Here is a 15,610-nt window from a genome sequence, read left to right on the forward strand (position 1 = left end):
AAGATTTAATGTTTTATTTCATCTAGCTCAACAAAAAAGCGCCATAAAGGCGCTTTGAGTTTTCTATAAGCTGTGAACAACTATTTTTCAGCTAGTTTCGCTTCTAGCTCGGCTATGCGACTTTCCATAGCGTCTAGCTTTTCGCGAGTGCGAATAAGCACTTGGCTTTGAATATCGAACTCTTCGCGAGTCACTAAATCAAGTTTCGACAGCTGCGACTGCAATACTGTTTTCACTCGGCCTTCTGCTTCTTCAGCCATGTTTTTAACGCCTGGTGGTACGGCATCAGCAATTTGTTTCGCTAAATCTTCGAGTTTCTTCGGATCCAACATGGAATTCCCTTATAATGCGCAGCTTAATTATGAAAGCTATTCTATCGGTATCGTCGCGACATGCAATGAAAACCGTGTTACTCCCAAACGTACGTTGTTTTAGGAACTAAATGAAACTAAATGAAGCTCAAGAATCTGCCGTAACCTATGTGTCTGGACCATGTTTGGTGCTGGCTGGGGCGGGCAGTGGTAAAACCCGTGTAATTACCAACAAAATTGCTCATTTAGTTAGAAACTGCGATATGCCAGCACGCTATATTGCAGCGGTAACCTTCACCAACAAAGCAGCACGTGAAATGAAAGAGCGTGTGGCGCAAACCTTAGGTAAGCCAGAGGCGCGAGGGTTAAAGGTATCTACCTTTCACACCATGGGCTTAACTATCATTAAAGCCCATGTAAAAGACTTAGGCCTAAAGCCGGGGTTCTCGCTGTTCGATGATAAAGACTCGTTTGCTCTGCTTAACGACCTAACGTCCGACACCATCGATGGCGATAAAGATCAGCTTCAGCTACTGCAAAGCTGCATATCGAATTGGAAAAACGACCTTATCTTGCCTGATGCTTTATTAAAATCAGCTACCAGCACGGGCGAACGAGAGTTTGCTGAAGCCTACAAGCGCTACCAAGACAACCTAAAAGCCTATAACGCACTCGATTTTGACGACCTTATTCTGCTGCCCACGCTGCTTCTGAAAAGCAGCGAAACAATAAGAGCCAAATGGCAAAGCAAAATTCGCTACCTGCTGGTGGATGAATACCAAGATACCAACACCAGTCAGTACGAGTTAGTAAAGCTATTGGTGGGCGAGCGAGCCCGCTTTACCGTGGTTGGTGACGATGACCAGTCTATCTACTCATGGCGTGGTGCAAAGCCGCAAAATCTACATTTGCTTCAAGAAGATTTCCCGCGACTGAACGTGATTAAGTTGCAGCAGAACTACCGCTCGTCAGGGCGTATTCTGCATTGCGCGAATATTCTAATTCAGAACAACCCGCATTTGTTCGATAAAACCCTGTTCTCTGAACTGCAGTACGGCGAGCCGCTTAAAGTGATAGAGGCGAAGAACGAAGAGCATGAAGGGGAGCGAGTGGTGGCTGAACTGCTGGCGCACAAGTTCATGAACCGCACGCAGTTTAAAGACTACGCCATTTTGTATCGCGGTAACCATCAAAGTCGTATTTTCGAAAAGCTGCTAATGAGTAACCGCATTCCGTACAAAATAAGTGGCGGTATGTCGTTCTTTGGCCGCGCTGAGGTGAAAGACATCATGGCCTATTTACGGCTTTTGGTGAATCAGGACGACGATAATGCTTTGTTACGTATTATCAATACGCCAGGGCGCGGTATAGGCCGCGCTACGCTAGAAAAGCTGGGTAACTTCGCCAATAGCTTGGGCGTGTCTATGTTTGAAGCGGCAACCCACCCAAATTTAAATAGCGTGCTGCCCGACAAAGCTTTTCACTCGGTTTCCACCTTTGCCCGCTGGGTAGTTGAACTGTCGGACAATGCAGAGCGTGGCAATACCGCTGATGCGGTGCGCACCATGATCCGCACCATGGGCTACGAAGAGTGGCTATATGAAACCAGCGCCAGCCCCAAAGCTGCTGAAATGGCCATGGCTAACGTAAGTACCCTATTCGGTTGGGTGAACGACATGCTGGAAGGCAACGACCTAGACCAGCCCATGACGTTGACCGAGGTAGTGAACCGCTTAATACTGCGCGACATGATGGAGCGCGGCGAAGACGACGGGGAAGGGGACCAGGTACAGTTAATGACACTGCATGCTTCGAAAGGCTTAGAGTTTCCCATTGTGTTCTTGGTGGGTATGGAAGAGGGCTTATTGCCACACCAAAGCAGCATTGACGAAGATAACGTAGAAGAAGAGCGCCGGCTTGCTTATGTAGGTATTACCCGCGCCCAGCGCGAGCTAATTTTTAGCCTTGCCAAAGAGCGCCGACAGTTTGGTGAGGTGATAAACCCTGAGCCAAGCCGCTTTTTATTCGAGTTGCCGCCCGATGACGTTCAGTGGGAAAACCAAAAGCCGAAGGCAACGAAGGAAGAGCGCCAACAAAAAGCGCAGGTGGGTATTGCTAACTTAAGAGGTATCTTAGGTAAAAAGTAGTAGGCAAGTATCGAACTAAGTTAGCGTTATCAAAGAAGACTGGTCGGAATAACCACATTGAGAAATTTCCCGGCCAGATGTCTTGGGCACACATCGTTAAGCGAGCATCAGCTGAAAGCGGGTAGTTAGTTTACAACGGTTACAGATGGCGTAATTGGAATCTTACATCAACTATTTATTTGCTTGGGAAGGCTTTCGGTCGTAAGTAAACGCTTACTTTTAGCTAGCTAATGACGTCATATCAAGCACTTTTGCGTGCTTCAATATCTTGCCCTGACAATATGAACATTCAATTTCACTAAGGGCATCAAGCTGTGCCTGAGAATCCACACCTTCTGCAATTACCTGGAACTTCAAATGCTCAGAAATAAGCATAACCGACTGAATCAGCTTTAAGTTCCGCTGAGAGCGCGGCAGCGATTTTACAAATCTGTGATCAATCTTGATGAAGTCGAAGGGGTAGGCAAACAGATAGCTAAGCGAAGCCAAGCCGCTACCAAAGTTATCAAGCACAAGGGTTACGCCAGCCCGTTTAAGCTTTTTAATTGCCGGTAGGATAAACTGCGAACGGCGGTTTAAGTCATTTTCATCAAACTCAAACACTAGCTGGCTCGGCGTAATGTTAGATGTTGCGATCACATCTATCATTTGATTAACCATAGAGGCCTGCAGTAAATGATTAATCGATACGTTAACTGCTATTTTGTTGATAGGCTCATCGGTATTTTTATAGTGATTTAGCAACTCGCACGCTTTGGTCAGCTGAAATAAATCGAGGTCTAGGGTAAGACCGCTGTGTTCCGCAACTTGTCTGAACTGCTCGCGTGCTATTTTGCCGTAGGCAGGGTGAGACCAGCGAATATACATTTCTTTATACAGGGTGCTGTTGTCATTTAAATCAATAACGGGCTGTAAAAAGTAATCAAACTCTTCTTCACGCAGCGCGCGCCTGAACTCGTTTTCTAGTTCAAGTTCTTCAATAAGCCTGTCGCGCATGCTCTTATCAAACATGACAAAGCGACCGCGTCCAAGCGTTTTAGCCTGGTACATGGCGGCATCAGCGTCACGCAATACTTCATCTGCGCTGCGATAATAGGTTTCTAAGTGGGCAATACCCACGCTGGCACCTGAGTACATTTCTCGGCCATCCAGTAAAAATGGCTCTGAAATTGATGAAATGATACGGCTTGCTACCTCTTCAACATCCGCTTCATCTTCAAAGTTATCCAAAAGCACCACGAACTCATCGCCGCCTAAACGGGCTAACAAGTCATGACCGCGAATACATAGCGCAATACGCCTAGCTACTTCAATTAAGAATTCATCGCCGGCATGATGACCTAGCGTGTCGTTTATGACTTTGAAACGATCTAAATCAATAAATAACACCGCAAACAAGTTTTCGCAGTAGCGCTGCTTACTAGCAATAGCCAGCTCTAAGCGGCTAGTGAACATGGCGCGGTTGGGTAAATCAGTTAGCGAGTCGTGGTGAGCATCGTGAATGAGTTTAAGCTCAATCTCTTTACGCTCTTCAATTTGCTGTTTAAGAAACTTGTTCGCACGATTAAGCTCTGCGGTACGCTCTTTTACACGCTCTTCAAGCTGAATGTTATATCGCTGCATAGACTCGGTGTTGCGTTTTCGCTCAATGGCTACTGCAATATGATGTGAAACAAAGCGAAGAAGCTCTTGGTCGCGGGCATTGTATTTTGCCAGTTTACCGTAGGTTTGAACTGCAATAACCCCGGCAATTTCGCCTTCAACGACAAGTGGCGACCCAAGCCACGAGTTAGCGCTATTTAACATAGTTTGCGCTAACGAAACGTCAATTTCCCCTGACTCTGCAAGTTCCAATACTCTTGGCGGGTTGATAAGCTCTGCTTGCCCAGTGCGCAATACAAACTCCGTCAGCCCCAATCCAAGCGGCCTGGCATCAATTTCACTTTGTTTGGTATCGCTAAAATAAGGGAACTCTAACAAGCCCTCTTCTTTATTGTGAATGGCTATGTAGCAGTTTGGGGCACTAATTAGCCTCGCCAAAATTACATGCAAACTGGAATAAAACGCATCCATATCTCCTTCAAGATTAGCGGCAAGCTCAGAAATCTCGAAAAGTGCTTGTTGCAACGACTCTACTTTTTGGCGCTCAAGAATTTCTTCCTGTAGGTCATCGTTAATTTTTCGCAGCTGGCGGGTTCTTTCACGGATAGTGCGCTCGGTGAGCTCTCTATTTTTTACCCTATCTACGGTTGTAACAATATGCTGGGAAACAAAAAGGAGAACTTCTAAATCCTCCTGGCTGTAGTGCACGCCTTCATCGTAAGTTTGCACTACCATTGCTCCAATAACTTGACTGCCGCGCTTAAGAGGTACGCCCAGCCATTCAACGGGTGGCGAGCCCACAAGTTTAATACCGTATTCTGAAGCTAAACGTTCTTCGTCATCGCGCTTGTAGAACAAGTGATGGCCGGTTTTTAGAATATAACCGGTCATGCCATCCATAAGCTGTGCAGCGGGTAATTGCCTGACAGTTTTTTCGTCGAATTCATCAACAAAATAGGCAAAGTCGACAATGTGGGTTTCTGGTTCGTAAAAGGCAACAAAGAAATTGTCTGCATTCATGAAGTCGGCAATGATTTCATGAATAGCGGAGTAAAGGCGATTTAGGTGGCTTACAGAACTGGCAAGTTCAGAAATATCAAAAAGCGCCTTCTGAACACGTTCAGCGCGCTTGTATTTGTCGGTAAGCTGTTGAAGCTGCGGTATAAGTTCGCGCAGTTCCTCTTCCGTCAACTCGTATTGCGTCGAATCTTTTGACATTCCGTTCGCCAGTAAAAAAGTAACGTTTCCCCAATAGGCTAAACTACCCGAATAGTAGGTGAAACGCTACTTTTTCCATCAAGTTGATGCTATTTATCAGGTATTAGATACCTTCAATCATGTACTCAATAGCGGCTTTAATTTCGTCATCAGAACAGTTGCCACAGGTACCGCGAGGAGGCATAGCGTTGATGCCGTTCAAAGCGTTTTGCCATACACCATCAAGACCGCGCTCGTCCAAACGAGGCTGCCAGTCTGCTGCAACGTGAACTTTAGGAGCGCCCAGAACACCTGCAGAGTGGCAAGCAACACACGCAGAGTTATAAACGTCTTCGCCAGACTTTGCGCCGCCCGCTGCGCCAGCGCTACCTTCTGCCGCTGCACCTGCAACATGTACCTGACCTACCGGCTTAATGCGATCGGCAATTTCATCGTTACTCATTTCTTGTGCTTGTGCTGCAAAAACAGTTAGCGCAGTAGCAGCAACAGTTAACCAAGTCTTTAATTTCACATCTGTCTCCAGGCAATGATGAATTTGTTTAAAATATAACTGGCCAGATTATAACGGTTAATTGGGGTTGAACAACTATTTGAAGCCAATTACCTATAAAAAGTAAGGATTTTTAACACTGATGCCAAGCCAACTAAAGAGATTTTAATAAATGAGTTGAAGCCAGCCCGTGGCGTCAGTATTATTACGCCCCGTTTGCTGCATGCGTTTAGCCACGTAGTTCATTACAGTAAACGCTCGGTGATTATCTCACTGGTACTACAAACCGCCCTTAGCTCAGCTGGATAGAGCGCGGCCCTCCGGAGGCCGAGGTCAGAGGTTCGAATCCTCTAGGGCGGGCCATTTTATTTGTGGTTTTTGCGGAAACTAGAAGGCGTATAGTGAGTCGCTTTCTTAAAAAATTTAGTGAAATGAGCTTGGTCTTGAAAACCCAGACGCTCTGCTACGGCAGAGATATTGATATTCGAAAAAATCAAAAGCCTTTTCGCCTCATCTAATAAGTATTTGTAAATCAATTCTGAAGCGCTTGATTGAGAATACTGCCTGCAAATTACATTAAGATGAGCGCTACTTACTCCTATCTTATTCGCGTACCATTTTACTTGGTGTTGTTCGCAACCATACTTTTTAATTAGCATCTCGTAAAAGCGGACTTTATGTTCAGATCTAGACGGCTTAATCACAGGTTGACTTGTTGATGGCTCAACCCTACCGAGAATAATTAAAAGTTGTTGAAGTAACGCTATTGTCATCGCCCCGCTGCAAGCGAAGACGTTCCGAGCTTCGTCTTCCAGCTTTTGGCACAAATAGACGATATCATGTATGTACTTTCCGTCTAAACTCCCTATTAATGCGTCGTCAATGAAACCCAAGGAATCTACATTCTGTGCTATTTGTTTTACCACGGGTGAAACAACAGATAATACATGCCCTTTCGACCCCACGTCCCAATCAAACCCATGAACAACATTTTCAGGTATAAAAAGCGCGCAGGGAGCAGTCACTATCGTATTTCTGTCATCGAGTTGAGCTCTACAACCGCCGGTCGTGATAACAAAAATTTGGCAAAGCGCCTTGTGACGATGAGGTAGTATCTTCCACCCGTGTTGTTGGCTACGAACGGTCAGTGCTTCGCTATGAAAGAAAGCTTCGAACTCGTCAAAGCTATTCTCTACATAGAGCTCGAGATTTTTAGCGGTCAATTTTGACCTCCGTCGTGAACCATTCCCCTGCTTGACGAGAGTTGATGACAATAGCGTCACTTTTGGTGTTGCTGTTACATTGCTTCAAGTGATTTGCCTTTCGTCTCTTTCACGAACTTCACGACAAAGAAAATAGATAAAAATGCAGCAAGCGCGTAAAGACTATAAGCACCAACCAAACCAATTCCTAAAAGCAATATTGGGAAGGTTATTGTAATGAGGAAGTTGGCGACCCACTGTGCAAGGCCACTTATAGCTAAACCAGACCCTCTTACTTGATTAGGAAACATTTCACCTAACATTACCCACATCACGGGCCCCCACGATAAATTAAAGAAGAAAACGTAAACATTAGCCGCCACTAGAGCGAGTGTTCCCATATGACCCGGCAGCTGAAGCTGTCCTTCTATAAATTGTCCGCTTTGAAATGCGATAACCATTAACGCTAGTGCTGTTGCCATACCGACTGAGCCGACAGTGAGTATGGGCTTTCGGCCCCATTTATCGATCAAGGTAATGGTAATAATACAAGCAAAGATACTCAGCCCTGCACTGAGTATATTTATTAGTAATGCATCTGACTCTGTAAACCCAACTGCTTGCCACAATACGGCACCGTAATAAAACACCACATTTATACCAACAAGCTGTTGTAAAACGGCTAGACCAATACCTACCCATACAACAGGCCTAACTTTGTTCGTTGATGTGTCGAAAATGTCTCGCATTGAAGGCTTATGATCAGCTTGCAGCGAGTTAGATATCTCGTTGTATATAAGGTTGGCCTGCTGTTCTCCAAAAAGTGAACTTAACACGCTTTTGGCTTTTTCTTCTTTTCCAGAGAAAACTAAATATCTTGGGCTTTCTGGTATGAAGAAAAGTGCGAAAAAAAACAAACTTGCTGGGGCAAGTTCTACCCAAAACATCCAACGCCAAGCTTCAAATTCTGCCCACAATATGTCAGTTGATTTGCCTGCCGATAGCGCCAATGCATAGTTGCTAACAAATGCCGAGAAGAGACCAGTAATAATGGCAACTTGTTGAATAGTCGCCAAAGCGCCCCTGTATCTAGCTGGTGCAATTTCTGCAATATAAGCCGGTGACATGACGGAAGCTGCCCCTACAGCTATCCCTCCAAGTACGCGGTAGATAACAAATTCAATCGAGCTACTAGCGAGCCCCGAGCCTAACGCTGAGATAATAAAAAAAACTGCTGCGACAATCAGCAGGCTTTTCCTACCAAAAATATCTGCTAATTTCCCCGCAAAAAAAGCGCCAATAGCACAACCTAATAGCATTGATGCAACGTTAAAACCTGTGCCTATATCATCGGCATTAAACGCAGATTGCAGTCCGTCGATGGTCCCATTAATCACGCCACTGTCGAAACCAAATAAAAAACCGCCAATAGTCGCCACCAAGCTGACCAGAATAATAGTGAATCGGTTTTCGTTAGTGTTTGCTTGTTGCACAAACTTTCTCCTAGTTGTTTTTATTTAGACCTTCCATGAAGGGAAAGTAGAGCTCACCTTTTCTTTCCTTTTCTATTTTCAAAGGAGTATCAGGGAATAAGCCGTTGTATTTATCAAATCTATTAGGTTCTACTTTCCACCAATCGGGAAAGGGAGCTGCTTCTAAACCCTCTTTTTTACGTAAGTTCAACCCCTCTGAAAGGCGAGCGTTGAAAGGAACCGAAGGCTTCGCATCTGTTGCTGGAAATAAAGATTGATAAAGCGCTTTGCGAAGAGGAAGCAGCTTTTCTGCGTAATCAGGGTGGCGAATTAAGTTTTTCCGCTCATCGGGGTCAGTACTTAAATCATACAGTTCTTCTATGTCCCAAACGCCGTGGTACTGAATGTATTTAAGGTCGCCTCGTCGTATTGAAAATGTGGTTGGGGTCATAGGAAATGAATATTCCCAGTAATACTCGTACACAAAGTCTGGGGCATTCCACTCTTCTTCCTTTACCGCACCCGTGGCAACGGGTAAGAAGCTTTTCCCTTCGAAGTGACTTGGTGCCGCTATACCAGCAAGGTCTAGAAATGTTGGGGCTAAATCAAGGTTTCGCACTAATGTATGGTTGCTCTCTCCTTCAGGCAGCAAACCAGGAGCACTTATAACAAGCGGTACCTTAATAGAGCTTTCATAAGCATTTCGCTTATCAATTAGTCCGTGCTCTCCAATCATAAAGCCGTTATCGCTGTAGAAAACAACCATAGTATTATCAAAGAGATTTTTCTTTTTCAGATAGCTAATAATTTCGCCTAAACCATCGTCTACCGCTGACAACGTTGCGTAATAATTTTTTAAGTAGTCACGCATTTTTCTGTCACTGGCATAGAAAAATTCGGCGCCATGCCAGCTATTTCTTTGATTGTGAACCCACATAGGCTTGTTTTTAGCATCTTCTTTTGTCACGTTTGCGCTTTCAGGCAATGTAAATTCGACATCCTTGTACTGGTCCTTGTGGCGAGCGGCAGGCGTTGCATCTGAATGCACTGCTTTATGGCTTAGATAAAGTAAAAATGGCTGTGTTTGGTCGATATCGTTATCTAGCCACTCAAGTGCATAGTCGGTTAACTCGTCTGTGATATAGCCTTTTTGATCAACGTGAACACCATCCACGTTTAGCTGGTTTACAATCCCTTTATTGCGTAATGGTGGAGGTACCCGGTCTTGCGGATAATAGGTTCCCTGACCGGTGAAACTTACCCATTTATCGAAGCCTTTACGGGGCATATCTGAGTGAGACCCCATATGCCATTTCCCAAAAAAGCCCGTTTGGTAGCCCGCATCTTGTAAATACTGAGGGAAAAAGGTTAACCCTTCTTCGCTAGAATTATTATTATCAACGATCTTATGATTGCGAGTAGACATGCCTGTCAAAATTGATGCACGGCTAGGTGAGCACAAAGACGAAGTCACCAATGCATTTGTGAAGTGCACGCCGGTTGAAGCCAAATCATCAATATTGGGGGTTTGGAGCGTAGGCTGAATGAAGCCCATTCCGTCATATCGAAGATCATCAACTAATACAAATACAATGTTTCGCTTCTGGCCATGCTCGCTTTCAGTTGCCGAGGCCTGGACAAAAAGAGTAAATACACTGCAAACCGTGATAAAAACCTTTAATGTGCGCTTCAATTTATGCTCTCCAAAAAAGTGCGCCGCTCTAGCGGCTCACACTATTGCGAAACTTCACAGTCGTCTGATGGTTCAAGCGAGATGTAATGTGATCATGTCGAGGTGAAGTAAGATATGGAAAAGTAATGCGTGCCCCAATCAAGCGCTGAGCTACCTGCAGTGAATGTAACCTACGGCGTGTATTTCGTCGCTGGTCATGAAACAAATTACTTTTAACATTTCAGTAACCACCGATCCTAGAAAAAGCCGCGGTAAGGTAAAAATCGAAATTACAGATACTAAATATCTCTATACTCGATAGACGTTGTTGCCGTTATTTTTTTCGATGTTTACTCGGCTCAATAAAGGAACGAAGTCCACGGGTTTAGCTGCGTTTAGAGCTCAGGTGTTAAACGTTTTGCTAAGTATCATAGTTTGCGATAGGTGGGTATCACGAAATCGGAGTGTTCAAACGTTTCTATTTGGTTAAATTCTTGTAAACCGTTGGATGGCTAGATTCAAAGACCGCTTTGTGAAACTAGCTAGCACATAACGCATTTTAATAACGCGGCACAAATAACACTCTCGAATGACTACTGAGAAGAGGGACACATGAAAAGCACATCAAAATTTAAACAGTCAGCGCTGGTAACCCTTATAGCAGCTGTTTTTGCTCAATCAGCCGTTGCGCAGAACGCTGAAACCGAAGCCAAAGACTCTGAAGGCTTTGAAGTTATTATGGTTAAAGCACAGCGTACTTCGCAAGATATTCAGAAAGTACCGGTAAGTGTACAAACATTATCTTCTGACGATTTACAAAAACAAAGCATCAATGAAATCACTCAACTTTCAACGCTGGCGCCTACATTACAACTAGGGCAAGACAACACCTTTGCCATTCGCGGTATTGGCACTCAAGTGTTTGCAGAAACCATTGACCCGAGTGTGGCGTTGGCAATTGACGGCGTAAGCTTAGGGCGAAATGCGCTTGCTGGCCAACCATTCAACGACATTGCCTCTGTTGAAGTACTCAATGGCCCTCAAGGCTTGTTATTTGGTAAAAACGCATCCGCAGGTTTGGTAAACATTACAACAAGAAGGCCTGAGTTTGATGAATTCTCAGGTAATGTCTCATTAGAATATAACTACAGAGATACCACGCCCACAGATGCCAAAGGGCACATTATCAGAGGGACGGTAAATGTTCCTGTTTCAGATAATTCAGCGCTTCGTGTAAATTTGCTCAAATCGTCTCAAGATCCGCTTATCGAAAACGTGTTTCCTAATGACGATGTAAGAACAGACTTAGGTCAGGATAAATCGGGGATTAAAGTTAAGTACCTTTATGAAGATGGCCCGTTTTCTTTATACGCGATTGCCGATTACAACGAAAACGAAGGCACGGCTGAGCGCTACAGCCGAACCTATCGAACCGTAGATCCAAATAGTGAGTTATTGGACTTATTTGAGCCAGACAACATTGTTCCAGGCCCTGAAAATATGACCAACAATTCAGATGGTGCAATGTTTAGCGACGTAGAGACAGGTGGAGCGCAAGTTGAGTTGGCGTATGAGTTTGATAGCGGTATAGAGCTCATTAATATTGCTGCGTGGCGTTACTTCGAAAGCGATACTAATTTGCACAATGACTTTGCATCTAGAAGAGACATTGTTGATAACCCAAATACCAACGACTACGAGCAATATTCAAACGAAGTGCGACTCGTATTCCCAAAAAATGACGATTATTCAGGGCAGGTTGGACTTTTCTACTTTAATTCTACCTCTGATATGACCAACAGCTTAGACGTTGAAGGCCCTCCTCCATTTGTTGCAGTTGGCTTCCCATTTTGCGTTGGCGCAGAGATTTCAGGACCACCGCCAGAATGCCCGTATAGCAATGACGTTTTCTTAGGGAACGACAGCGATACTGAGCTAAAACAGGAAAGCTATGCTGTTTTTGGTCAGTTCGACTTTTACTTGACCGATAAATTAACGGCTGTCGCAGGTGCTCGCGTTACGCAAGACGACATTTCAACAGACGTTTTACAAATGCAGCGTAATTACTTTGTAGGGATAGGTGGCCCGCGTGGTCGATTCCAAGAATCAGTCGATAATACCAACGTCAGTTGGAAGCTGGGCGCTAACTATGAGTACACCAATAAGGTCATGCTGTACGCATCGATTGGGCAAGGCTATAAAGCACCTGGATTTAATACAGATAACCAAGGTAACCCAGATATTCCATTTGCAGTTGAAGATGAAATATCGACCACGTTCGAGGCCGGTGTAAAGAGCAGACTGCTAGATAACAATGTTATCTTGAACGTGTCTGTGTTTAACACTGATTTTGATAACTACCAAGCGCAGTCGTTTAATCTAGACGCTCAAGCGTTCATTATTCAAAATGCGGCAAGCGTAACGTCCCGAGGTGCTGAAATTTCATTAAAGGCCATGGCAACTGAAAACCTCACACTCCAATGGGACACGTCATTACTAGACGCAACGTTTGATAACTTTGAAGGTGCATCGTGTACGCCGGATTCTGAAGTTTGTGGTCCTGACGATGCGTTCTTTGATGCCTCGGGTTACACGCTACCAATGGCACCTGACATTACATCAACGCTGCAAGCAAACTATGAACAAGAGTTGACCGAAAACATGTATGGTTTTGTGAATGCAAACGTATACTACCGCTCGGAAACGTCTTATGGAATTGGTTCGCCTCAGAGAGAACTTGATGCAATAACAACCTTAAATTTGAGTGCCGGTATCTCTACCTACGATGGCTTAAACGTCTCTGTTTTCTGCAATAACTGTACTGATGAAAAATATCCTGTTTCTATCGGTTTTGACGCAGGTGAAAACAATGCCGGGTTAGCCTCAACCGTACAGACATGGGGACTTAACTCAATGCGTACCATTGGTATAAGAGTATCTCAAGAGTTCTAATAATCTAAAGCGCTAGGCCTACGCCTAGCGCACTTTTCACTCATTAAAGACCCCAAAAATTCGATATCCTGTAACTATCGTTTTTAACGATAGTTATATATCCAAATTATCAACTATTTCTCACTTTGTGATTCTTTTAGCATAATTTGTTAATTTTGTTTTAAAATTTTTCGACGATGTTGCGATTTACATGGCCTGGCAAACAGGGCAAAAGCGCGCATACTGCATGGAAAAAATTCATATGAAGTTTATAAAAAGATGCTCTGTTTTGATGGTTTTTCTTTCCGTACCCACTTTTTCTTCAGCTAATACGTCAGACGAGCTTAAACTTGGCAACGCGCCAGTGGAAGACATTGTTAAAGCAATGACGCTAGATGAAAAGGTAATGCTTGTTCGAGGAACGGGCATGGCCATGGAAACCGGTGGGCCGCAAGTCGGTGTAACTAAAGATAAAGTGCCTGGCGCCGCAGGAACAACTTATGCGATAGAGCGACTAGGTGTTCCTTCCATCGTTTTTGCCGACGGACCTGCAGGTTTGCGTATCTCGCCCACTAGAGATGACCATGAAGCAACCTTTTACGCCACTGCTTTTCCTATCGCAACTTTAATCGGTTCAAGCTGGAACCTTCCTCTTGTTCAAAAATTTGGGCAAGCGGTAGGTAATGAGGCCAAAGCGTACGGCATTGATGTGATGCTAGCGCCTGCATTGAATATACACCGGCATGCCATGGGAGGGCGGAACTTTGAGTATTTTTCTGAAGATCCCGTTGTAAGTGGAATGATGTCTGCTGCGTATGTTGAAGGCCTGCAATACCAGGGGGTAGGTGCAACGCTAAAGCACTTTGTTGCTAACAACCACGAATGGAATCGTGATCAAATTGATGTAGAAGTAGATGAAAAAACGTTTAGAGAAATTTATTTAAAAGGGTTTGAAATTGCCATAAAAGAGAGCGCACCATGGGCGTTAATGTCTTCGTACAATAAAGTTAATGGCGAATATACATCAGAAAGCAGTGCTATTTTAACGGACACCCTTCGTCACCAGTGGGGGTTCGACGGCGTTGTGATGACGGATTGGTTTGGTGGCGATAATCCCGTAAAGCAAATGTCGGCGGGCAACGATTTATTGATGCCTGGTATGGATCATCAAAATGCTATCATCAAAGGTGCCGTTGAGAACGGTGCACTAGAAGAGTCTGTTTTAGATCGTAACGTTAGCAATATTTTGAATCTAATTGTCAAAACCCACTCGTTTAAGAAAAGCACGGTCACCAACAAACCACCCCTTCAAGAACATGCCAAACTCGCTCGCGAAATCGCTACAGAAGGGATGGTACTGCTTAAAAATGAACACCAGGCACTACCTTTACAAGCTGGTGCTTCAGTTGCGTTGCTTGGAAATAGTTCGTATCAAACAGCAATTGGCGGCACTGGCAGTGGCGATGTTCATGAAGCTTACAGTATTTCAATAGCGCAAGGGCTTAAGAACGCAGGAATACATTTAAGCGAGGACTTATCATTACGTTACGATAAACACATCGCAACTGAAACTGCCAATTTGCCTGTATCTCACCATCCTTTAGCGGACATGATGCCAAGCCCTGCATTAGGTGAATTAGACATATCAACAACACTAGCTGAAGCGCTTGCACAAACCCACGATGTTGCCATCTTTACTTTAGGTCGCAATTCAGGAGAGTTCGTAGATAGAGAGCGTGAAGACTTTTATCTTACAGAACATGAACAGGCTCTTTTAACTGAGCTATCACGCGCTTTCTCGGCCAAAAACAAACCTTTTATCGTTCTTTTAAATGTTGGCGGTGTAATCGAGACGCAGAGCTGGAAAGAAAAAGCTGATGCCATATTGCTTACTCATCTACCTGGACAAGAAGCGGGTAATGCAGTGGCTGATATACTTACTGGTGAAGTAAGCCCGTCAGGCAAGCTTGCATCAACGTGGCCACTTAAGCTTGAAGATTATCCATCAGATAAAGGCTTTCCTGGTTTTATCACCGATAAAGAAGCAGAACCGAATGGCATAACCGGCTCTCAACCTTCTAAAGTTGTTTATCAAGAGGGGACACGAGTAGGCTACAGGTACTTTGATGGGGCGAACGAAGCGGTAGCATTTCCTTTTGGCTTTGGCCTTTCATACGCTAACTTTAGCTATCAAAACGTGTCTTTAAGCAGTACGTCTTTTTCAGATGAGGTGAAAGTTAAGGTAACGGTTACTAATACCGGGGAGGTGCCTGCAAAAGACATCGTTCAGCTTTATATTGGTGCACCACAAGGCCTACAATCCTTAATTAAAAAGCAGTTGAAGCATTTCGCTAAAACAACGCTGTTAGCGCCCAAGGCGTCAGAAGATGTAGTCTTTACCTTAACCGCAGAAGATCTCATGTCGTTTAATACAGAAAAGAACGCTTGGTACGCCGAGGCCGGGTTGTATGACGTGCATCTTGCTTCTTCATCTAAAAACATTTTTTCAACCCAGCCCCTTGAGTTGAAAAGCCCCATTTACCAGCCGCTTTAAAGGAGATTGCG

The 15,610-nt window shown here is 44.4% G+C and carries 9 protein-coding genes and 1 tRNA gene; 4 read left to right on the forward strand and 6 right to left on the reverse strand.

The annotated features are described in order from the left end of the window. Positions 1–80: 80 nt before the first annotated feature. Entirely contained in the window at positions 81–332 is a 252-nt protein-coding gene (gene ubiK, locus ACXAGV_RS14620; RefSeq protein WP_012516595.1) for a ubiquinone biosynthesis accessory factor UbiK, read from the reverse strand. 110 nt (positions 333–442) lie between these two features. On the opposite strand from ubiK, the gene rep reads away from it, so the two are divergent. Beyond that, positions 443–2,458 (forward strand): DNA helicase Rep, encoded by a 2,016-nt coding sequence (gene rep / locus ACXAGV_RS14625; protein WP_474873890.1) that lies wholly within the window; start codon positions 443–445, stop codon positions 2,456–2,458. Between the two features lie 219 nt (positions 2,459–2,677). On the opposite strand, the gene ACXAGV_RS14630 is transcribed toward rep, so the two are convergent. Together ACXAGV_RS14630 and ACXAGV_RS14635 are read right to left on the reverse strand one after the other, a co-directional pair. After that, positions 2,678–5,278 carry a bifunctional diguanylate cyclase/phosphodiesterase gene (locus tag ACXAGV_RS14630; protein ID WP_474873891.1) on the reverse strand — a complete coding sequence of 867 codons (2,601 nt, stop codon included), beginning with the start codon at positions 5,276–5,278 and terminating at the stop codon, positions 2,678–2,680. A 103-nt stretch (positions 5,279–5,381) separates the two neighbouring features. Beyond that, positions 5,382–5,789: a c-type cytochrome gene (locus ACXAGV_RS14635; protein WP_014947775.1), complete on the reverse strand. Its 408-nt coding sequence runs from the start codon at positions 5,787–5,789 to the stop codon at positions 5,382–5,384. A gap of 265 nt (positions 5,790–6,054) precedes the next feature. Here ACXAGV_RS14635 and ACXAGV_RS14640 point away from each other — a divergent pair. Continuing rightward, positions 6,055–6,131: transfer RNA gene (locus ACXAGV_RS14640), tRNA-Arg, on the forward strand. A 2-nt stretch (positions 6,132–6,133) separates the two neighbouring features. Here ACXAGV_RS14640 and ACXAGV_RS14645 read toward each other — a convergent pair. The 3 genes from ACXAGV_RS14645 to ACXAGV_RS14655 form a co-directional block, all read right to left on the reverse strand. Further along, positions 6,134–6,991, reverse strand: a complete 858-nt coding sequence (locus ACXAGV_RS14645; RefSeq protein WP_474873892.1) for a helix-turn-helix domain-containing protein — start codon at positions 6,989–6,991, stop codon at positions 6,134–6,136. 74 nt (positions 6,992–7,065) lie between these two features. Then, the gene (locus ACXAGV_RS14650) at positions 7,066–8,463 is read right to left on the reverse strand and encodes a sugar porter family MFS transporter (protein ID WP_474873893.1); all 1,398 of its coding nucleotides are present in this window, start codon (positions 8,461–8,463) and stop codon (positions 7,066–7,068) included. Between the two features lie 10 nt (positions 8,464–8,473). Then, positions 8,474–10,135 (reverse strand): sulfatase family protein, encoded by a 1,662-nt coding sequence (locus ACXAGV_RS14655; RefSeq protein ID WP_474873894.1) that lies wholly within the window; start codon positions 10,133–10,135, stop codon positions 8,474–8,476. A 591-nt stretch (positions 10,136–10,726) separates the two neighbouring features. Between ACXAGV_RS14655 and ACXAGV_RS14660 the strand changes: the two genes are divergently transcribed. Both ACXAGV_RS14660 and ACXAGV_RS14665 read left to right on the forward strand, forming a co-directional pair. Continuing rightward, entirely contained in the window at positions 10,727–13,066 is a 2,340-nt protein-coding gene (locus ACXAGV_RS14660) for a TonB-dependent receptor (protein WP_474873895.1), read from the forward strand. A gap of 241 nt (positions 13,067–13,307) precedes the next feature. Beyond that, positions 13,308–15,599 carry a beta-glucosidase gene (locus ACXAGV_RS14665; RefSeq protein WP_474873896.1) on the forward strand — a complete coding sequence of 764 codons (2,292 nt, stop codon included), beginning with the start codon at positions 13,308–13,310 and terminating at the stop codon, positions 15,597–15,599. Positions 15,600–15,610 lie beyond the last annotated feature (11 nt).

Source organism: Alteromonas sp. ABH4_453 (assembly GCF_056160665.1).

What these genes read in the sequence shown, in the direction of transcription:
- ACXAGV_RS14660 (WP_474873895.1), top strand. Translation starts at nt 10,727, where the DNA reads ATGAAAAGCACATCAAAATTTAAACAGTCAGCGCTGGTAACCCTTATA.
- ACXAGV_RS14630 (WP_474873891.1), bottom strand. Translation starts at nt 5,278, where the DNA reads ATGTCAAAAGATTCGACGCAATACGAGTTGACGGAAGAGGAACTGCGC.
- ubiK (WP_012516595.1), bottom strand. Translation starts at nt 332, where the DNA reads ATGTTGGATCCGAAGAAACTCGAAGATTTAGCGAAACAAATTGCTGAT.
- rep (WP_474873890.1), top strand. Translation starts at nt 443, where the DNA reads ATGAAACTAAATGAAGCTCAAGAATCTGCCGTAACCTATGTGTCTGGA.
- ACXAGV_RS14665 (WP_474873896.1), top strand. Translation starts at nt 13,308, where the DNA reads ATGAAGTTTATAAAAAGATGCTCTGTTTTGATGGTTTTTCTTTCCGTA.